The organism is Glycomyces rhizosphaerae, assembly GCF_042647865.1.
Taxonomy (GTDB): Bacteria; Actinomycetota; Actinomycetes; order Mycobacteriales; family Micromonosporaceae; genus Glycomyces; species Glycomyces rhizosphaerae.
In genome coordinates this window covers 47,791-66,290 of the sequence record NZ_JBHRWO010000004.1, presented here as the reverse complement: position 1 = coordinate 66,290, position 18,500 = coordinate 47,791, and the positions used below count along the sequence as shown (strand labels likewise).

17 protein-coding genes are annotated in these 18,500 nt (G+C 69.7%); 8 read left to right on the top strand and 9 right to left on the bottom strand.

Annotated features, from left to right (window positions below; genetic code table 11):
* Positions 1-84: 84 nt before the first annotated feature.
* Positions 85-1,509 (bottom strand): hypothetical protein, encoded by a 1,425-nt coding sequence (locus ACFO8M_RS01040; protein WP_387969304.1) that lies wholly within the window; start codon positions 1,507-1,509, stop codon positions 85-87.
* A 74-nt stretch (positions 1,510-1,583) separates the two neighbouring features.
* Positions 1,584-2,291 (bottom strand): hypothetical protein, encoded by a 708-nt coding sequence (locus ACFO8M_RS01035; RefSeq protein WP_387969302.1) that lies wholly within the window; start codon positions 2,289-2,291, stop codon positions 1,584-1,586.
* 233 nt (positions 2,292-2,524) lie between these two features.
* Here ACFO8M_RS01035 and ACFO8M_RS01030 point away from each other — a divergent pair, with 233 nt between their 5' ends.
* On the top strand, positions 2,525-3,457 hold the full coding sequence (locus tag ACFO8M_RS01030; RefSeq protein ID WP_387969300.1) for an FG-GAP repeat domain-containing protein: 933 nt from the start codon (positions 2,525-2,527) through the stop codon (positions 3,455-3,457).
* A 7-nt stretch (positions 3,458-3,464) separates the two neighbouring features.
* On the opposite strand, the gene ACFO8M_RS01025 is transcribed toward ACFO8M_RS01030, so the two are convergent.
* The 4 genes from ACFO8M_RS01025 to ACFO8M_RS01010 all read right to left on the bottom strand — a co-directional run bounded on the left by ACFO8M_RS01025 (position 3,465) and on the right by ACFO8M_RS01010 (position 9,975).
* Positions 3,465-4,997 carry a glycosyltransferase gene (locus tag ACFO8M_RS01025; protein ID WP_387969297.1) on the bottom strand — a complete coding sequence of 511 codons (1,533 nt, stop codon included), beginning with the start codon at positions 4,995-4,997 and terminating at the stop codon, positions 3,465-3,467.
* On the bottom strand, positions 4,994-6,559 hold the full coding sequence (locus tag ACFO8M_RS01020; RefSeq protein ID WP_387969294.1) for a glycosyltransferase family protein: 1,566 nt from the start codon (positions 6,557-6,559) through the stop codon (positions 4,994-4,996). The genes ACFO8M_RS01025 and ACFO8M_RS01020 overlap by 4 nt, the downstream gene beginning before the upstream one ends.
* 43 nt (positions 6,560-6,602) lie before the next feature.
* Positions 6,603-8,663 (bottom strand): glycosyltransferase family 2 protein, encoded by a 2,061-nt coding sequence (locus ACFO8M_RS01015; protein ID WP_387969293.1) that lies wholly within the window; start codon positions 8,661-8,663, stop codon positions 6,603-6,605.
* Between the two features lie 91 nt (positions 8,664-8,754).
* Positions 8,755-9,975, bottom strand: coding sequence for an MFS transporter (locus ACFO8M_RS01010; protein ID WP_387969290.1), 1,221 nt, complete (start codon positions 9,973-9,975; stop codon positions 8,755-8,757).
* Positions 9,976-10,356: 381 nt separating this feature from the next.
* Between ACFO8M_RS01010 and ACFO8M_RS01005 the strand changes: the two genes are divergently transcribed.
* Positions 10,357-11,280 carry a cation diffusion facilitator family transporter gene (locus ACFO8M_RS01005; protein ID WP_387969287.1) on the top strand — a complete coding sequence of 308 codons (924 nt, stop codon included), beginning with the start codon at positions 10,357-10,359 and terminating at the stop codon, positions 11,278-11,280.
* Positions 11,281-11,289: 9 nt separating this feature from the next.
* Positions 11,290-11,565: a Smr/MutS family protein gene (locus tag ACFO8M_RS01000; RefSeq protein WP_387969284.1), complete on the top strand. Its 276-nt coding sequence runs from the start codon at positions 11,290-11,292 to the stop codon at positions 11,563-11,565.
* Positions 11,566-11,654: 89 nt separating this feature from the next.
* Here ACFO8M_RS01000 and ACFO8M_RS00995 read toward each other — a convergent pair whose 3' ends face one another.
* Positions 11,655-11,933: a helix-turn-helix domain-containing protein gene (locus ACFO8M_RS00995; protein ID WP_387969281.1), complete on the bottom strand. Its 279-nt coding sequence runs from the start codon at positions 11,931-11,933 to the stop codon at positions 11,655-11,657.
* A 263-nt stretch (positions 11,934-12,196) separates the two neighbouring features.
* Between ACFO8M_RS00995 and ACFO8M_RS00990 the strand changes: the two genes are divergently transcribed.
* The 4 genes from ACFO8M_RS00990 to ACFO8M_RS00975 are packed head-to-tail and all read left to right on the top strand — an operon-like array spanning position 12,197 to position 16,101.
* Positions 12,197-13,036, top strand: coding sequence for an ABC transporter ATP-binding protein (locus ACFO8M_RS00990; RefSeq protein WP_387969278.1), 840 nt, complete (start codon positions 12,197-12,199; stop codon positions 13,034-13,036).
* Positions 13,037-13,046: 10 nt separating this feature from the next.
* The gene (locus tag ACFO8M_RS00985; RefSeq protein WP_387969275.1) at positions 13,047-13,403 is read left to right on the top strand and encodes a hypothetical protein; all 357 of its coding nucleotides are present in this window, start codon (positions 13,047-13,049) and stop codon (positions 13,401-13,403) included.
* Positions 13,349-14,017, top strand: a complete 669-nt coding sequence (locus ACFO8M_RS00980) for an ABC transporter substrate-binding protein (RefSeq protein ID WP_387969272.1) — start codon at positions 13,349-13,351, stop codon at positions 14,015-14,017. The genes ACFO8M_RS00985 and ACFO8M_RS00980 overlap by 55 nt, the downstream gene beginning before the upstream one ends.
* Positions 14,014-16,101, top strand: a complete 2,088-nt coding sequence (locus ACFO8M_RS00975) for an iron ABC transporter permease (protein ID WP_387969269.1) — start codon at positions 14,014-14,016, stop codon at positions 16,099-16,101. Before ACFO8M_RS00980 ends, ACFO8M_RS00975 begins: the two co-directional genes overlap by 4 nt.
* On the opposite strand, the gene ACFO8M_RS00970 is transcribed toward ACFO8M_RS00975, so the two are convergent.
* Positions 16,091-16,516: an HIT family protein gene (locus ACFO8M_RS00970; protein ID WP_387969266.1), complete on the bottom strand. Its 426-nt coding sequence runs from the start codon at positions 16,514-16,516 to the stop codon at positions 16,091-16,093. The genes ACFO8M_RS00975 and ACFO8M_RS00970 overlap by 11 nt on opposite strands.
* 100 nt (positions 16,517-16,616) lie before the next feature.
* Positions 16,617-17,081 (bottom strand): HIT family protein, encoded by a 465-nt coding sequence (locus tag ACFO8M_RS00965; protein ID WP_387969263.1) that lies wholly within the window; start codon positions 17,079-17,081, stop codon positions 16,617-16,619.
* Between the two features lie 125 nt (positions 17,082-17,206).
* Here ACFO8M_RS00965 and ACFO8M_RS00960 point away from each other — a divergent pair, with 125 nt between their 5' ends.
* Entirely contained in the window at positions 17,207-18,475 is a 1,269-nt protein-coding gene (locus tag ACFO8M_RS00960) for a phytase (protein WP_387969260.1), read from the top strand.
* The last annotated feature ends 25 nt before the right edge of the window (positions 18,476-18,500 follow it).

The window sequence follows — 18,500 nt, the reverse complement described above, 5'->3', positions numbered from 1 at the left end:
CCCCCTCGGAGCGCGTGTCGTCTCCCGGGTTCGAAGGTCGCCGCATCGGTCGCCGCCTGTGCGGACCGGGAGCTGATCCGCCGCTTACGGCGGGCTTCCGTGGACCGCGGCTCCGTTGAGGAACGTCTGCTGGATGTTCCACACGTCCGGGTTGAGCGCCATCCGCGCCGAGTACCACACGCGGTAGCCGGGTACGCCGTACTCGGTGTCCGCGTACATGGTCGCCCGGTACAAGTGGTCGTGCTGGGCCGGTTTGAGCCTCGGGACGGCCGACATCCGCGTGTTGATGAAGTTCAGCGACGTGGACCCCGTTATGAACAGCAGATCGCCGTCACGGCCGGTGGAACCGAAGGCCGTGTCGTTCAGCAGCCCGATGTAATCGGTGCCGTCCCTGACGATCGAGAGGTGCCACGGCTCCTTGTCGTTCTGCATGGCCCCCAAAGTCGCGTAGACCGGCGGCGTGGACCAGTTGGCCTTCGCGGGAGTGGCGCCGCCTTGGTAGAAGATGATCCGGTTGGGGGTGCGGATGATGTCGATCGCCCACATCTTCCAGAGGCCGTCCTCGTACAGGAACGACGGCGACAGCGGCCGGCGCACGGTCATGGAGTTCCGCATGACCTCCGCCGGTGCCGTCCAGTTGACGCCGTCGGTGGAGCTCGAGTACTTGATCCGCTCCTGGAACGCGTCGGGGTCCACCGCGCGCCAGAACACGTACATCGTGTTCGACGGGCCCATCTGCAGGTCCGTGTCGGAGTTGTAGGGCCCCGGCAGGCCGGGCAGGTCGTCGATCGGGTTGGTCAGGCCCGACGGTACGACCCAGTTGACGCCGTCGTTGGACGCGGCGATGTTCGGGTCCTCCCATGCGGAGTTGCTTCCGGGATAAGGCGTGTGCGCCATCCAGTATTCATAGCCGTTCCAGCCGCCGGGCACCCTCACGACGCTCGGGTGAGTGGTCTGGCCTCCCGAAGGCGTCGCCTGCGTCGGGATGGTGCGCTTGCCGCCGTAGGGCCCCCAGACCCGGCTGGGATCGTCGAGCTCCGGAGTCTCCTCCGGGACGATCGGCTCGCACTCCCGCAGATCGGTCACTGCGCTGAGGACGATGCGCTCACCGTCCGCTCGTTCGACTTCGGCCTTCGCGGCGACGCGCCCGCCCTCCCTGGGGACGGGCGTCGATCCAGCGAGTGAACCCTCTCCAGGCCCCGGCAGCTCGGTTCCGGGTTGGAGGGTGCCCGAGAACACGGCGTCCCGCCAAGGGCTGGAAGCGGATCCGACCTGGATGTCGACATCGGCGAGGACGTAGGGGTCGTCCGGGTGGGCGGGCGCACCGATCGCGTCAGTCAGCAGGAACTCCACCTCCAGGTCGCCTCCGCCGCCGCAGAGGGCCGAACCGAACTCGAGCGCCGGTTCGGCCTGCGGGCCCTGCTGGGCCTGGGAGGGGAGGCCGGCCATGAGAGCGGTGAGGACTCCCGATGCGGTTACCAAGAGCCACTTGCGCGACATTGCACTCATTCGTCCTTGCCTCTCTCATCCGATGGTGGACGGCGGTCGGAAATCCTGAAAGCGGACGCGTAGGCGCCCCGTTGTCACGCGGGATGCAGGACGGTCAGCTCGAAGCCGGTCAGCAGGCCGATGGGTTCGGATCCGGTCACGCCCTCTGCCCCTTCCCACAGCAGCACCATGCTCGGCAGGCTGAAGGTCTGGCCGTACGGCGGGAACTGCGGGTCCGCAACGGGTTCGGTCGGCACCATCCGGATCGGAAGGGTGTAGAGGAAGACGGGATCGCCGCCGTTCGGCATACCGGGAACGATATCGGCCTCGAATTCCAGACCCGGATTGAAGACGATCGACTGCGTCGCCGTGTCGTACTGGTAGTCCACCGGGATCCCGGGGCGCAACGCGAGGTAGACCTGGCCGAAGTCATCCAGTTCGTCCGACGAGGCCACCAGGTTCGCGGCCACCATGGCCCGATCCCCCTCCGGCCTCGCGAGGGAGACCTCACCGGTGATCGCCCCGGTGGTGAGCGGCTCCGGCTGCCCCAGGATCTCGATCGTGGCGCCCGGGCTCGACACCGCGACCCGCCTGTAGTTGGGGTTCGGATCCCCGGTCGCCTGCTCGGGCATCCCCGTTGCCGTGCCGGGTGAGTCGGGGGCGCCGTTCGGGGGTGCGGCAACGGTCAACGTGCCGGCGAGGAGCACCGCGAGCGGCACGATGGCCGCGATGAGGACGAGGCGGTGCCTTCGCAGGAAGGCGTATCCCGATCCGGCGGACCGGTTGGTCAGCTTGAGTGACATGGTGCTCCTTCGCTGTTCCGTCGCCAGGCGGGACATGCGCGAGCCCGCGTCGACCGGATCCACACCGGACGATACCGGCCTCCGGCGTCGCGCGCGCTGGTTCGACCGGACTCCCCGGCTGACGTTTCCTCACCTTCTCCGGTACCGGGTCGAGAGCCGCCGTTCGTAGTTCAATGAGGACGATCGATTGGCATGAGGAGGGCCACCAGGCCCTAATCGCAAAGGAGATTCACATGGAAGTCAGCACGCGACGCGGACCGCTCGCCCGGGCCCTTCGGCGGTTCCTCGCCGGGAGCACCGGCATCCTGGGCGCCGCCGTCCTCATCGTTCCGGGCTCGTCCTGGGCGCAGGCCGAAACCGAGGGCGCCGACGACGCCGCCCAGGTCGAGCAGATCGCCGCCGGGGACTACGACTACAACGACGACGGCCGCGACGACATCGTCGCCCGCCGCAATTCGACCGGCAACCTGGAGATCTGGCCGGGCAACGGCGCCTTCGGCTTCGGCACGAAGTACTCGGCCGGCGGAGGCTGGAACTCCATGAACCTCATCGAGACCGCCGGCGACCTCAACCAGGACGGCCACGCCGACCTCATCGCCCGGGAGGCGAGCACCGGGATCCTGTGGTACTACCGGGGCAACGGGACGACCTTCTCACCGCGCCAGTCGATCGGCAGCGGATGGCAGGTCATGAGCGCCATCGTCGCCGGGCACGACTACAACGGCGACGAATTCGACGACATCATCGCCACCGAGCTCGGCACCGGGACCCTGTGGCTCTACCCCGGGACCGGCATGGGACCGGCATTCGGCCAACGGTTCGCGATCGGGTCGAGCTTCCACCTGGTGGAGGACCTGACCGCGGTCGGGGACACCAACGAGGACGGCCGCGCCGACATCGTCGGCGTGAGCACCTCCAACCAGTGCATGTACTTCTACGCGGGGCCGGGCAGCGAAGGATTCAAGCCCAAGGTCCTGATGGACTGCGGCTGGGACGTCATGGAAATGGCCGCCGCCGTCGGCAACTTCGACAGCGACGGCCACGCGGACTGGGTCGGACGCGAGGCGGACACGGGCCTGCTCTACCTGTTCAGAGGCAGCGGCACCGGCGGCATCAGCTCGTCCCCGGTCATCGACTCCGGCTGGGGCTCGATGACCATCGCCTGACGGTGGTTCACGCCGGCCCCGACGCGACGGCGGGCAGCGGCAGCCGGTCCATCAGGGACTTCCCGGAGAACCGGTCGGCGAGGTGGCTCCAAGCCGCCTCCTGCTGCGCCGCATACGCGTCCGGGTCGGCGGTCAAGCGCTCCGCGACCGCGGCGACCTCGTCGGGTTCGCAGTAGACCGCGGCCGGGCCGAACGTGGGCGCGAACCGCCGGTCCATGATGACCGGCACCCCGGCCGCCATCGCTTCGAGCGGCGCTCTTCCGAAGGCCTCCATGCCGTCTGAAGCGATGAAGTAGGCCATGACGTCGATCCCGGCGAGGAAGTCGCGGGCGGTCAGCGAATTGAACGGGTGGACCGTCCAGTTCTCGGGCAGGCCGTCGAGGAGGCGCGCCGGGATCTCGGCGCCGCCGAGGACGTGGATCTCGAACGGCTCCCGGTCGGGATAGCAGGCCAGCAGCGTCTCGCGGTGCTCGGGCCATTTCAGCTTGTGGTCGCGTGAATGCCGGCCGATGCGGATGCGGCCGTCGGGAACGCGGCGCTCGTCCAGACGCCACCGGTCGAGCTCGATGACCTCGTTCCACGGCTCCGGGGCGAGGTCGAGGTCGGCGATCTCCTCGGCGTGGTGCTCGTGCAGCGTCGCGCGCACGAGCGGCCCGCCCGCGTACCAGGTGTGCGCCCCGAGCCAGTCGGTGACGTTCCGTTCGACCGTGGCGATGTCCCAAGCCGCGTCGCGCGGCCCTTCGGCGCCGTAGAACTTGAACGGCGTCTGGTTGGCGATGACGACGGTGCGCCCGGCGGTGATCCGGGGGCGCCGTTCGAGCGGGTGCATGAGCGAGATCGGCGGCCGGACGACCGCGAGCGCGCATTCGACCTCGTCGTCGAACCCGATGAGCCGCACCGACTCCCCGTCGATGAGCTCCTCGATGCGCGGGTTGAGGGGCGCGTTCGGGTCCCACTGGTAGACGGGGTGGTGCAGCAGGCCGACCTTGAGCCCGAGGTCCCGGCAGATCCCGATCTCGGCGGTGTTCGCCGAGGTGTTGCCGCCGGGCAGGCCGCAGTGCGAGATGAACACGACGTCGAACACCGAGCGTTTCGGAGCCGCGAGCTGCGCCTGCTCCGTTTCGAGCTGCCAGGCCTCGACCGAACGCAGGAGCGCGAGCCGATCCGCGAAGGGGATCTTGGTCTGCGAGGCGAACGACCGCGCCTCCTTCACGGCGGAGTACGGGAAGCCGCCTGCCAGCGACTGGAGGATGCGGCGGGCCCGGCGGTCGTCGCCGGACTCGCTGAAAGACTGCTCGGCGCGAGTGCGGAGCAGGTCGGTCGCGGCGTGCTTGGCGGCGATGTCTCGGCGCAGGCGCTTGATCCGGGCGGCGGCGCGCCAGGAGAGTCCGATGAAGGCGATCAGGACCAGGCCCGCGACGGCGAGCGCGTAGGGCGGGTCGAGGACGAACGGCAGCGCGGCGGTGGAAGCAGCGGCGGCGCCGGTGAGGACGAGGCGGCGGCTGGGGCGACGGCGGGAGAGCACGGCGGGCAGGTTCATCGGGCGCCTTCCAGGGTCAGCAGGTCGTCGGTTCGGATCGGTGCCGCAATGTTCACGCCGAGTCCGTTCACCCTGTGCAGCAAGGCTTGCGGAGAGAAGCGCTCGTGGACGACGCGGCGGCCGGCCGCCGCGCGTTCGGCGTAGTAGACGGGGTCGGCGGCGAGCAGCCGCGTGTGGGCCTCGACCTCGTCGGGCTCGCAGTAGACCGCGCCGTCGCCGAAGAGCTCGGCGAAGTCGGGAGACAGGATGCAGGGGACGCCGGCGGCCATGGCCTCCAGCGGCGCGCGCCCGAAGGCCTCGAGGAGGTTCTCGTCGATGAAGTACGCGTAGACGTCGACGCCGCCGAGGAAGTCCACTGCGGACATGGTGCCGAACGGGTGGGAGGTCCAGCCGGGTGGGATCGTGCCGAGGATGCGGTGCAGCGCATCGTGTCCGCCGAGCATGTGGACCTCGATGTCCGGGGCGGAGGGGTAGGCGGCGCGGAGCCGCTTGGCCATGTTCGGGAACTTGGTGACGTGGTCGCGGCTGTGGCGGCCGATCCGGATCGGGTCGCCTTCGGCGCGGACCCTGCGCTCCGCGGGCGTCCATGCCGCGATGTCGATGGTCTCGTACCAGAAGTCCTCGGCGAGGTCGATGCCCGCCATCTCCTCGGCGTGGTGGGCGCGCAGGACGTCGCGCACGGCCGGGCCGATCGCGTACCAGGTGTGGGCGCCGAGCCATTCGGTGACGTTGCGGTGGACGTCGCGGATGCTCCACGCGGTGCCGTACCCGCCGGTCGGCCCGTACTCCTCGAACGGGGTCTGGTTGACCAGCAGCACCGTGCGCGCCGCCTCGATCCGCGGCCGGTCCTCCATGAGGTGCTCGAAGGCCACGGGGAACCGCACGATGGCGAGATCACAGTGGACGGTGTCGCCGGCGCGGACCTCGAAGACCCGCTCGTCGTCGACCAGGGCGAGGATCTTCGGGTCGACGGGCCGGGCCATGGCCCGCTCCTTCACCGGGTGGTGGACGAGCGCGACCGTGAGCCCGGCCGAGAGGTAGGCGAGGATCTCGGCCTCATTGGCGGAGGTCGTGCCGCCCCGCAGGTTCAATGTGGAGGCGATGACGATGTCGACTCGCAGCGTCCGGGGGCGCCGCTTTCTTCGGGCGCGGTCCGCCCGATGTCCGCACAGGGCCGCGAGCGCCTGGATCTGGGTCTCGCGGTGGCCCTTCTCGGAGTCGGCGGCGATGCCGGCCAAGCGGGCTCCGGCGGTCGTCGACCAGCCGTGGTTCAGACGCGCCTCCCACCGTTCGATCATGCGGCGCTTCTGCTCGGTGAGCTTGAGGACGCGGCACGATTTCGCGGGGTCCGGGGCGGTCGCGGCGGTCCGCACCCGGCCCAATGTGCGATGCAGCCGCACGTAGACGGCGGCGGCGAGCAGGCACAGGACGGTCATCGCGATGCCCGCCGGGAGCCACGGGTCGGGCGCGAAGGCGCCGAGCGCCGGGATCAGCGGCGCGACGGCGGCCGCCGCCCAGACGGGTTGGCGCACTATGGCCTTCATGATCTGGCGCAGGTGCATTGGGTCCTCGTTCTTCTCGTCGAAGCGCAACGGGCGGCGCTGGTCAGGTCGTGATGCGGGCGAAGGTCCGCCGGGCGGCCAGCGCGAAGAGGGAGGCGGTCCAGACCGCGAGGCTCCCGGCGGCGACCCAGGGCAGGGACGCGGGTTCGACCGCGGCGGCGAACAGGGTTGCCGCCGTGGCGGAGCCCAGGCCGGCGGCGGCGATCATGAGATCGGCGCGGTTGAGTGCCCGGTGCGGTTTCGCGGTGGCGGCAGTTTCCGCGGTGGTGTCTTTCGGTGCCGCCGCTGTGCGAGCCGGTGCGGTGTCGCCGGGCTGCACGTGAATGCGGTCGGCCGCGATGTCGGGGTGCTCGAAGCGGAGCAGTTCGGCGTAGGCCGGCGAAGGGACGTACACCGGCGCGGTCTGTCCCTGATCGGGTTCGACGAAGTCGAGCCCGTGGTCGGCGGCGGCCTGCAGGACGAAGCGGTCCACGAGGGCCCGGTCGCCGGTGACTCTGGTCCATTCCGGACAGTGGAGGAGCCCGACCGCGATGCCCTCGCCGGCCCGGCGGGAGGCGTCGTCGAGCATCGACCTGCGCTGCGAGTCGATGGCGCTCCAGTCGGCGGCGTAGATGCGGCCGTAGTCGATCGCGAGGTTCGCCGCCTTGGTGCGGGTGATGTCCCGGGCGATGGGGAACGGCCGGGGCCGGGCCATCGAGGCGAGGAAGGGGGAGGCCTGCTCGCGGCCGATCGCACGGTGCCAGCGGGCGAACCCGGAGTGGTAGGCGAAGCGGCTGGTGGCCATCCAGTGCCGCGAGACCTCGCCGGCCGACAGTGTGCTGTCGTTGTGGCGCACCAGGGTCAGGGGGCCTTTGTTCATGCGCCAGTACGCCTTGCTGCCGAACGCCGTCCTGATGCGGAAGCGGTATTCGGAGTCGGCGGTCTTGCGCACCTCGTCGTAGAAGCCGACCTTCCCCAGTACCGCGTCGGCGCGGATCATGATCGGGGTCGAGCGTGCGGCGACGAGCGCGATCTGGGGGTCGATCATCAGTGACAGGTCGTCGGCGACGGCGAGGCAGCGTGATTCGACCATGACCAGTCGCTCGTTGGTGAGCATCGGTTTGACCTGCAGTTCCAGGCGGCGCGGGTGGGCCCAGTCGTCGGAGTCGTGTCCGGTGATGTACGCGCCCTTGGCGACGGCCATGGCGCGGTTGCGGGCCTGGTAGGTGCCGGCGTTCTCGGGTTGGATGAGGAGCTTGATGCGCGGGTCGAGCGAGGCGGCCTTGAGGAGCACGGGTTCGTACTCGGGTCCGGAGCCGTCGTCGACGAGCAGCAGCTCCCAGTTCTGCCAGGTCTGCGCGACGATCGAGCGGACCGCGGTCAGCAGCGCCGCGTCCGGTCGGTAGCAGGTCATGACGACCGAGATCATCGCGCCGCGGTCGACGGTGGGCAGCGGGGCGGTCCGCAGCCGGTCGATGCTCAGGGCCGCACCGGGTTCGGGGGCTTCGAGCTCGGGCCAGTCGGCGAACTGCTTGAATCGCCGCATGTACGCGGCCGCGTCGCCGCCGTTGCGGGGGTGGACCTCGTTGCAGCGGATGCCTTCGATGGTGTGTTCGTGGACGCCGCTGTAGGACTTGAGCAGCGACCGGACGAGCCGGTTGCGACCGTCCAGGTGCGCCGTCACCACGTGCAGGTCTTGGTATTCGCGGGGGATGCCGCCGCCGAGCCGGCGGTGGGCCAGGTCGAACAGGTCGAGGGCCCTGGCGCGCTCGTCGTGCGTCTGCGCTTTGAGCGCGATCGAGGCCGCGAGCGCGCAGACCGCTTCGAGGTTGAGCACCGCCCGCTCCAGGCGCGGCGTGCGGCCGCGGATGCCCAGGAGCGCGCCGGGATCCTCCGGGTAGGCGAGGCGCGCGAGCACATGCAGTGCGAGCCTTGAATTGTGGTACTGCCCCCACAGGTGGATGTCCTTGACGCTGGACGATCCCCCGTTGTCGAGCGCGCGCTCGACGAGGTCCTCGACGTTCGGGGCGTGGACCGCTCGGATCGGGTCGTTCCCGGCATTGGCCGGGCTCTGCCTGGATTCGGGAACGGGCGGGAGGGTTCTGATGTCTATCGAACCGGTCATGGACAGGCACTTTACGTGCCCTAACGGCTACGTTAGGGCACCTTGACGGCGTGTTGCCGCCTGTATCGCCAGCTCACTCGCAAGGGTGACGTTACGCCTTGGCGCGCTTGCGGGCTCGGACGGCGATGAGGACGACCGGGATGAGCAGGAGCGCGCCGATCCAGAGGACGCCGCTCGGGGCGGTCGCGTCCACGACGTAGCCGCCCGCGAAGGAGCCGACCGCGATCGACAGGTTGAACATGACCGTGTTCAGGGAGGTCGCGATCTCGACCTCGCCCGGCTCGACCGAGTTCATGTACCAGGTCTGGAGGACCGGCGAGACCAGGCCGTAGCCGACGCCCCACAGCAGGAGCACCGCGGTGGCGGAGAACAGGTCGCCGACCGCGAACGCCATGAGCGCCATGCCGAAGGCCATCGCGACGCCGAGGGCGGTGAGCGTGCCGCGCAGGCGGGTGCCGATGAGCGAACCGGAGGCGACCGTGGCGATCAGGGCCGCCGCGCCGAAGGCGAGGAGCAGGACGCTGACCTGCCCGGCGGCGATGCCGTTGGCGTGGAGGATCGGGCTGATGAACGTGTAGGCGATGAAGTGGCCGGTGACGATGAAGAAGGTCAGCGCCAGACCGATCCGCACGCCCTTGTTCTCGCGCACCAGTTTCGGGAGCGAGGAGAAGGAGACGGTGGTGTTCGACGGGAGCTTCGGCACGAGCAGCGCGATCGCGGCCATGGCGACGAGCGCGAGCACGGCGAGCGTCCACAGGGCGGCGCGCCAGCCGAAGTGGTCGCCGATGAGCGTCCCGGCCGGGACGCCGAGGACGGTGGCCGCGCCGATGCCGCCGTAGACCGCGGCGGTCGCGCGCGGCACGTCCCGCGCGGGGACCAGGCGCAGCGCGATGCCGCCGGCGACGGCCCAGAACGCGCCGATGGAGAGGCCCACGAGGACGCGGGCGGCCAGGAGCAGTTCGAAGCCGGAGGCCAGGGCGGCGCCGACGTTCGCGGCGGCGACGAGCACGGCCAGGCCGATGAGCACGAGGCGGCGGTCGAGGCGGCGGGTGAGGACGATGCTCAGGGGCGCGGCGATCGCGGCGACGATGCCGGGCACGGTGACCATGAGGCCGGCGGTGCCGGCGCTGACGCCGAGCTCGGAGCCGATCGGGGTGAGCAGGCCTACGGGCAGGACCTCGGAGGTCATGACGACGAAGACGCCGAGCGCGACGGCGGCGACGGCGAGCCACTGCTTGAGGGTGGCCTTTTCAGGCGCGGCAATGGCGGGCGCGACTGTAGTGGAGGTGTGGCGGTCGTCGAGGGTGGTCACTGAAGGCCTTTCGAGCGGTTCGGTTCGGGTCAGAGTCCGAAGACTCATTCGCCGGAACCGGTCCACCACTCGGTCCGCGCTCGGTGACACGGGCTCGACACGTACAGGGGCTGTGGGCCCCGTGAAGGGGCGTTCGGCCGAGAACGAATTCTCTTGGCGGTGTACGTGCGTTTACCCTGACCAGAAGCTCGTTGTACTCCTGGGGCGTCGCCTGTTCCCTAGGGTAGCGCCGTTCTCGACGATTCGGAATGGCGAATTCCGTCACACCCGCACCACCGCGCACCTGGCGGGAAGCCGTGGCCTCGTCGCGTCGCGTGTGGCGGGACCATGACAGACTCCATTCTGCGTGTCACGCACACATACGGAAGGAATGGCGAGCAGATGTCAGCAGAAGGCGGCACCAAAGCGATCGTCGCGGCCCTATTGGCCAACACCGGCATCGCGGTGAGCAAGTTCATCGCGGCGGGGATCACGGGGTCGGCGTCGATGCTGGCCGAAGGCGTGCACTCGGTGGCCGACGCGGCCAACCAGGTGCTCCTCCTCATCGGCGGCAAGGCCTCCCGCAAGGCCGCGAGCCCGGCCCACCCGTTCGGATACGGACGCGAACGCTACATCTACGCGTTCATCGTCTCGATCGTGCTGTTCTCCATCGGTGGCGTGTACGCCCTGTACGAGGGCTACCACAAGTTCGCGCACCGCGCCGAGGCCCACGGCCTCGAGGCGCCCCTGGTCGCGGTGATCGTGCTGGTCGTGGCCATCATCCTGGAGTCGTTCTCGCTGCGCACCGCGGTGAAGGAGTCGAACCACGTCCGCGGCAAGCAGTCGTGGGTCCAGTTCATCAAGGGCTCGCGCTCACCCGAGCTGCCCGTGATCCTCCTGGAGGACATCGGCGCGCTCGTCGGCCTCATCCTCGCCCTCTTCGGCGTGGGCCTCTCGTGGATCACCGGCGACATCCTCTTCGACGCCCTCGGCACCATGAGCATCGGCGTGCTGCTGGTGTGCATCGCGATCGTGCTCGCCATCGAGATCCGCTCGATGCTCATCGGCGAGTCCGCGACGCTGGAGGACATCGACGCGATCAAGACCGCGATCAACGACGGCGAGGGCGACACCCTCATCCACCTCAAGACCCTGCACGTCGGCCCCGACGAGCTGCTCGTGGCCGCGAAGGTCGGCATCGGCCAGTCGGCCACCGGCGAAGAGGTCGCGGCCCAGATCGACGCGGCCGAGGCGCGCATCCGCGCGGCCGTGCCGAAGGCCAAGCTCATCTACATCGAGCCGGACATCCCGCGCGCCGGCGCTTAAGGTTCGATCATGGCGAAACTGGTGCTGGACCTGCACGACATCTTCAACAAGGGCGACCAGATCGAGAAGGCCCTGCGGGACGTCATCGACGAGGCGGTCGCCAAGAAGATCGACCTCGTGGAGATCATCCCCGGCAAGGGCTCGGGCCAGCTCAAGAAGAAGGTGATCAGGTTCCTCGACCAGAAGGAGATCAAGGCCCTGTACCACCGGGTGGACAAGGACTCGAAGAACTTCGGTCGGCTGTTCGTGCACTTCCAGCACAAGGACAAGCGCAAGAAACGGTAAGGCTCAAGGCGGCGGCGCCGCGCACACGACGAAGCTTGCGAGTCGTGCATCGGCTCAGGCCAGGTGCGGCGCCGCCGTTCACGTGTGCGCTAGTCGATCATCATCCGTTCGCGCTCCGGCATGTGGTCCGGAGCGCCGAGCAGCTCGAGCAGCCGCAGCACCGGGACCCGGTAGCTGTGGCCGATCCGCAGCACCTGGACGGGGAAATGCCCGTCCTTCGCGAGCCGGTAGGCGACCGTCCTGCCGATCCCCAGGATCTGCGCGGCCGTCTCGACGTTCGTCATCACGCCGAGCGATTTGACGCGCTCGACCGTCCAGATCTCGTCGATGACGACACCCGAAGGCCCCACCTTCGCATTCGGTGTCATGTTCGTCCTCTCTGGCGTCCCGAGCCGACACGGGGTGCATCGACCGGGCGACGCCTAGGACCAGTCGAACCCACGCGGCACGGTCAAGTCCAGAGTGCCGCGCCGAATTTCACTCTTACGCGTGGTATTCGATACCTCACTGTGCGGGGATCCATTTGGGCGCGAATGGGACTCATTGCGCATGGCGAACCACTGGCTCACTCGCGTCACGCCGTCGACCCGGCAGGATGCGCGCCAGCGCGGGATAGGTTAGCCTTGCCTACATGCCAGACGGCCCCGCCCTGAACGACACCGGCTTGAACGGCCGCGCCCTCCGACTCGCGTACTTCGGCGACACCGTCGTGCAAGACGCCGACATCGCGCTTCGCAGCGGCGAGGTCACGGCCCTGCTGGGCCCCAACGGCTCCGGCAAGTCCACCCTCCTGCGCGCCCTCGCGCGCCTGCACAAACCCGAGGCCGGCACCGTCGACTTCCCTGACGGCACCGACGCGAGTGCCTTGAGCCCCAAGGACTTCGCGCGGCGCGTCTCGCTGCTGTCGCAGTCCCGTCCCGTGCCCGGCGGCATCCGCGTCGTCGACGTGGTCGGCTACGGCCGCCATCCGCACCGCGGCCGCTGGCGCCAAGGCGACGAAGAGGGGCCCGCGAAGATCCAGCGCGCCATGGAGATCTGCGGCGTCCACGACATGGCCGAGAAGGGCGTCGAGGCGCTCTCCGGCGGTGAACGCCAGCGCGTCTGGCTCGCCTCGTGCCTCGCGCAGGACACCGCGGTGCTCCTGCTCGACGAGCCCACCAACCACCTCGACCTGCGCTACCAGGTCGAGATCCTCGACCTGGTGCGCGATCTCGCCGACGAGCACGGCACGGCCGTCGGCATCGTCCTGCACGACCTCGACCAGGCCGCCGCGGTCGCCGACCGGGCCGTCCTGCTCCACGACGGCCGCGTCAAGGCCTCCGGCACCCCTGCGGAGGTCCTCACCGCCGAGAACCTCACCGCCGCATACGGCATCGACATCCGCGTCGACGCCGACCCCGTCACCGGCCTGCTCTCGGCCCGGCCCATCGGCCGGCACAGCCGCAGGTTCGCGAACACCGCCACCGAATAGAAGGAACCCGATGCGACTCCCCCACCTCAAGCGATCCGCCGTGCCCGCGGCCCTCGCCGCCGCACTTCTCGCCGTATCCGCTTGCGGCACGACCGAAGAGGGCGGTGGTGACGAAGCCGCCGACGTCGCCTCCGGCCCGGTGTCCACTGTCGACTTCCTGGGTCGCACGGTGGAGCTCGACAAGCCCGCCGAGCGCGTCGTCATCCTCGAATGGTCCGAGGTCGAGATCAGCATCAGCCTCGGCGTGATGCCCGTCGGCGTGGCCGACATCGAGGGCTACAACGTGTCGACGACACCGTCACCGATGTGGGCATGCGCTCCGAGGCGTCGATCGACTCCATCGCCGGGCTCAACCCGGACCTGGTGATCCTCGAGAACGACAACGAGGCCATCATCGAGCCCCTCGAGGAGTTCGTGCCGGTGCTGGTCACCGAGGGCTCCAACGAAGAGGACAACATCGCGCGCATGAAACGCGACGTCGACATGATCGCCGACCTCACCGGCAAGAACACCGAGGCCGACGCGCTCTGGGCCGACTTCGAGACCAAGGTCGCCGACACCAAGGCCGCGATCGAGGCGGGCGGCAAGTCCGACGTCCCGGTGTTCATCGTGGACGGCTGGATCGACGGCTCCTCGATCTCCATCCGGCCCTTCGGCGAAGGCTCCCTGTTCGGCGCTCTCGCCAAGGAAGTGGGCCTCACCAACGCCTGGACCGGTGAGACCGACGGGGTCTGGGGCGGCGGCGCGACCGACGTCGAAGGCCTGGCCGCGTACACCGACACCGAGCTGAACCTCGTCTACAACAACTCGTTCAACGACAACATCTTCAACGAAGAGCTCGTCGGCAACCCGATCTACGACGACCTCAAGTTCGTCGAGGACGGGACCATGTACGAACTGCCCAAGGGCGCCTGGACCTTCGGCGGCCCCCGCTCCTCCGAGCTGCTGCTCGACTTCCTCGCCGAGGTCTACGGCAGTTGAGCACCCTGAGCCCGCCGGCGCGGACGGCGGCCCCGGCCCCTCCGCGGCTGCTTCCCACCGCGGCGGTATTCACCATCACCCTGGGGACCCTGGCCGTGCTGGCGGCGCTCCACCTGACCCAAGGCACCTCCGAAGTAGACACTTTGGACGTGCTGAAGCTGGTCGCCGGGACCGCCGACCCGGGGGTCTGGAACGTGCTCGAAGGCGCGCGGCTGCCGCGCCTGGCCGCCGCGGTGCTCGTGGGCCTCGCCCTCGGCGCCTCGGGCGTGCTGCTGCAGTCGGTGGCGCGCAACCCGCTCGCGAGCCCGGACACCCTGGCCGTCAATGCCGGGGCCTACCTGGCCGTGACCGTGGTGGCGGCGTTCGGGATCAGCCTGCCGCTGCTCTCGGGCATCGGCGTCGCGTTCGTCGGCGCCGTGGCGACCGCGGGCCTGGTGCTCGCGCTCGCCGCGGGCGGCGGCGGGTCGGCCACCACCCGGCTCATCCTGGCCGGGTCGGCGACCGCGATGGCGGCGAACTCGCTCGTGTCGTGCCTGCTCCTCTTGTTCGACGAGTCGACGACCGGCCTGTTCGCTTGGGGCTCAGGCAGTCTCAGCCTTTCGGGGTTCGACCCGGTCGTGCAGTCCGCGCCGCTCGTTGTCCTGGCCGTCGTCGGGGCCCTGCTCCTGGGGCCGCGCCTGGACCTGCTGCGGCTCGGCGACGACACCGCCGCGAGCCTCGGCGTCCACGTGCGGCGCACCCGCACGCTCGCCGTGGTCTGCTCGCTCATGTTGGCCGCGTGCGCGGTCGCCGTGGCCGGACCGATCGGCTTCGTGGGCCTGGCCGCGCCCGTCGCGGCCCGCCAGATCGCGCAGCGCCTCCCCGGGCTCATGGCCCACCGCGTGCTCATCCCCTTCAGCGCCCTGTGCGGCGCGATCATCATCATCGGCGCCGACCTCGCCTTGCGCGCGTTCGTGGACGACGAGAAGAGCATCTACATTCCCGTGGGCGTCACCACGACCCTGCTGGGCGCGGGCGTCATGGTGTGGCTCGCCCGCACCGTGCGCTCCGCCGGCTCGCAGGACAAGCCCGCGATCCTGCACGGCGCGGCGAACCGCGGGCGGATCGCGTTCGCGCTCATCGTCGTCGGGCTGTCGGCGGCCGCCGTCGCGGCCCTGGTCGGCGGCATGCTCGCCGGAGACACGATGCTCCTCGGCGGCGACCTCGTCAACTGGCTCGCCGGGAAGACCGGCTCGACGTACACGTGGATCATCGACCAGCGCTACCCGCGCGTGCTCGCGGCGATCCTCGCCGGAGCGGCACTCGCCTGCGCGGGCACCGTGACGCAGGGCGTGTGCCGCAACCCGCTCGCCGAACCGGGGCTCCTCGGCGTCACCGCCGGCGCCGGCATCGGCGCGGTCACCCTCATCACCTGGGCCCCGACCGCCGGACCCTGGGCCGTGACCGGCGTGGCGGCCGCAGGAGGCCTGGCGGCCTTCGGCATCGTGTACGCCCTCGCTTGGCGCGGCGGGCTCGACACCGGGCGGCTCGTCCTCGTGGGCATCGGCGTCTGGTCCATCGGCATGGCCGTGATCACGCTGATCATCCTGGCCTCGGACCCGTGGGACACGCCGAAGGCGATGACCTGGCTTTCGGGCTCCACCTACGGGCGCACGGCCGAACGGCTCATCCCGCTCGCGGCGGCGCTGGTGCTCGTCGTGCCGGTGGTCGTGATGTACCGCAAGGAGATCGACCTCCTGACCCTCGACGACGACACGCCGCGCGTCCTCGGCGTCCGGCTCGAACGCACCCGCCTGATCCTCCTCGGCGCGGCGGCGGTCCTCACCGCCGCGGCCGTGGCGGTCGTCGGCGTGATCGGCTTCGTCGGCCTCGTCGCACCCCACCTCGCACGAGCCCTGGTCGGCAGTCGCAACACCCGGGTCCTGCCTGTCTCGGTTCTGTTGGGCGTACTCCTGGTGAGCCTCGCGGACACCCTGGGCCGCAGCGTGATCGCGCCCGCGCAGATCCCGGCCGGACTCGTATGCGCGCTCATCGGCACGCCCTACTTCATCTGGCTCCTGTGGCGGACCCGCATCAGGGCGTGAAGTACGCCCGCAAACGCTCGGCGTAGACCTGGCGCTCCGCGAGGCCTGCGAAGCCGGGCTCGGGACGCGTGTAGTACAGCTGGTCGCCCTCGTAGCGGGGGAAGACGTGGACGTGCAGGTGCCACAGGTCCTGGTAGCCGGCGGGCTCGTTGTGCTGGCGGGTGGAGACGCCGTCGCAGCGGTACGTCTCGCGGATAGCGACGGCGACCTCGCGCACCAGGTCGCTGACGGCCCCATAGGCGTCGGCGGGGATCGAGTACAGGTTCTCGTGGTGCTCGGTCGGAACGACCATCACGTGGCCGGGATTGTTCGGCCACCACTGCGAGGCGACGAACGCCGCCGCGTCGTCGGTGCGCCGCACGATGTCCTCCACCGCGTCGATCTCGGTGCTATGGCCTGCAAGGAGAACGCACATCGGGCATCGATATCCGGGCGGCGCGTGCGTGATCGGCATGCGCCAAAGATATCCGCCTGCCGGGGCTGGGCATTTCGCTCGGCTCTGAGCAGGACCCGCGTCAGGACGCGAAGTACGCCCGTAGTCGCTCGGCGTAGACCTGGCGCTCCGCGAACGCTGCCCAACCGGGCAGCGGCCGCGACTGGTAGAGGTCGTCGCCGCCGTAGCGCGGGAAGACGTGGACATGCAGGTGCCAGACGTCCTGATCACCGGCGGGCTCGTTGTGCTGGCGGGTCGAGACGCCGTCGCAGCCGTACGTCTCGCGGATGGCGACGGCGACCTCGCGCACCAGGTCGCTGACGGCCCCATAGGAGTCGGCGGGGATCGAGTACAGGTTCTCGTGGTGCTCGGTCGGCACGACGAGCACGTGTCCGGCGTTGTTCGGCCACCAGCGCGGCGAGACGAACGCCGCGGCGTGCTCGGTGCGGCGCACGACATCCTCCACGGCGGCGACACCGTCGCTTTGTCCCGCAAGGAGATTGCAGAACGGGCACTGGTATCCGGGCGGCTCGTGCGAGGTCTCCATCGCACAACGGTAACCGCCCGGCGGGACTTGGAAATTCGCTTGGCGGGTCGATCGGAGTTCACTGGGGATTCATCGGGTAGGCCGACCATCGAATCGACAACTCAAACCCGATTCGAGGAGACTCCTTGCTTTCCCGACTCTTCACCCTCACCGCCTTCGGCACGGCCGCCGTGCTCGTCGGCGCGGCCGCCGGACAGGCCCACCACCGGTCCGATGACGAAGTGACCGCCGAGCTCGAGACCCCCGCACTCTGGGCCGACGACGACGCGGACGCCGACGACCCCGCGATCTGGGTGGACGAAGACGACCCCGAGGACAGCCTGGTCATCACCACCGCGAAAGAAGCGGGCCTCTACGTCTACGACCTCGAAGGCCGCGAAGTCCAGCACATCGCCCCCAAGCCCGCCCCCGGCGAGGACGACGCGCCCGGCCGCTACAACAACGTGTCCCTGATCCACGGCTTCGAACTCGACGGCGACGACGTCGACCTCGCGGTCGCCTCCGACCGGGGCATGGACAACCTCGGCATCTTCGCCATCGAAGACGGCGAGCTCCACGAGGTCACCGACCCCGACGCGGGCTGGATCTTCAGCGCGTCCCAGGAAGAGGTCAACGGCGAGCACACCGCGTACGGCCTGACCACCTGGCAGGACGCGACCGGAGCCTACGCCCTCGTCAGCCGCAACTCCGAGACCGAAGTGGCGCTCCTGAAGCTCGTCGCGAACGGCGACACGGTCGGCTGGGAGACCGTCCGCACCCTCGCGCTCCCCGCCGAATTCGCGATGCCCGACGGCTCCACCTGGACCACCTGCGACGACCCCGGCGAGTACGCGCAGGTCGAAGGCATGGTCGTCGACGAGAACACCGGCACGGCCTACCTCGGCCAGGAACTGGTCGGCATCTGGAAGGTCGACGCGAACCTCACCGGCGAGCCCGAACTCGTCGACACCGCAGTCGAATTCGGCCTGCCCGGCGCTTACGACGCCGAGACCGAGGAGTGCGAGTACGGCGAGAACCCCGGCTTCGGCGGGGACGTGCTCCGCACCGACATCGAAGGTCTCACCATCTACTACACCGGCGGCGGCAACGGCTACCTCCTGGCCTCCAGCCAGGGCGACGACACGTACGCGGTGTATGAGATCGAGGGCGACAACGACTACCTCGGCTCGTTCGGCATCGCGGACGGCGACGTCGACTCGACCCAGCACAGCGACGGCGCCGACGTCGTCAACGTGAGTCTCCCCGATTTCGACGGCGGCCTGCTCGTCGTCCAAGACGGCGACAACACGCCCGAAGGCACCGACGAGTCCAGCACCAACTTCAAGTTCCTCGAATGGGAGGACGTGGCCGAGGACAGCGGCCTCGACCTCGTCGTGGCCCGCGAACGCCGCTAGGCGAACGCACTCCGCGCCGCCGGGC

Excerpts from the sequence above, each read along its gene's own strand:
- ACFO8M_RS01040 (WP_387969304.1), bottom strand. The coding sequence starts at position 1,509 with ATGAGTGCAATGTCGCGCAAGTGGCTCTTGGTAACCGCATCGGGAGTC.
- ACFO8M_RS01035 (WP_387969302.1), bottom strand. The coding sequence starts at position 2,291 with ATGTCACTCAAGCTGACCAACCGGTCCGCCGGATCGGGATACGCCTTC.
- ACFO8M_RS01030 (WP_387969300.1), top strand. The coding sequence starts at position 2,525 with ATGGAAGTCAGCACGCGACGCGGACCGCTCGCCCGGGCCCTTCGGCGG.
- ACFO8M_RS01025 (WP_387969297.1), bottom strand. The coding sequence starts at position 4,997 with ATGAACCTGCCCGCCGTGCTCTCCCGCCGTCGCCCCAGCCGCCGCCTC.
- ACFO8M_RS01020 (WP_387969294.1), bottom strand. The coding sequence starts at position 6,559 with ATGCACCTGCGCCAGATCATGAAGGCCATAGTGCGCCAACCCGTCTGG.
- ACFO8M_RS01015 (WP_387969293.1), bottom strand. The coding sequence starts at position 8,663 with ATGACCGGTTCGATAGACATCAGAACCCTCCCGCCCGTTCCCGAATCC.
- ACFO8M_RS01005 (WP_387969287.1), top strand. The coding sequence starts at position 10,357 with ATGTCAGCAGAAGGCGGCACCAAAGCGATCGTCGCGGCCCTATTGGCC.
- ACFO8M_RS01000 (WP_387969284.1), top strand. The coding sequence starts at position 11,290 with ATGGCGAAACTGGTGCTGGACCTGCACGACATCTTCAACAAGGGCGAC.
- ACFO8M_RS00995 (WP_387969281.1), bottom strand. The coding sequence starts at position 11,933 with ATGACACCGAATGCGAAGGTGGGGCCTTCGGGTGTCGTCATCGACGAG.
- ACFO8M_RS00990 (WP_387969278.1), top strand. The coding sequence starts at position 12,197 with ATGCCAGACGGCCCCGCCCTGAACGACACCGGCTTGAACGGCCGCGCC.
- ACFO8M_RS00985 (WP_387969275.1), top strand. The coding sequence starts at position 13,047 with ATGCGACTCCCCCACCTCAAGCGATCCGCCGTGCCCGCGGCCCTCGCC.
- ACFO8M_RS00980 (WP_387969272.1), top strand. The coding sequence starts at position 13,349 with ATGCGCTCCGAGGCGTCGATCGACTCCATCGCCGGGCTCAACCCGGAC.
- ACFO8M_RS00970 (WP_387969266.1), bottom strand. The coding sequence starts at position 16,516 with ATGTGCGTTCTCCTTGCAGGCCATAGCACCGAGATCGACGCGGTGGAG.
- ACFO8M_RS00965 (WP_387969263.1), bottom strand. The coding sequence starts at position 17,081 with ATGGAGACCTCGCACGAGCCGCCCGGATACCAGTGCCCGTTCTGCAAT.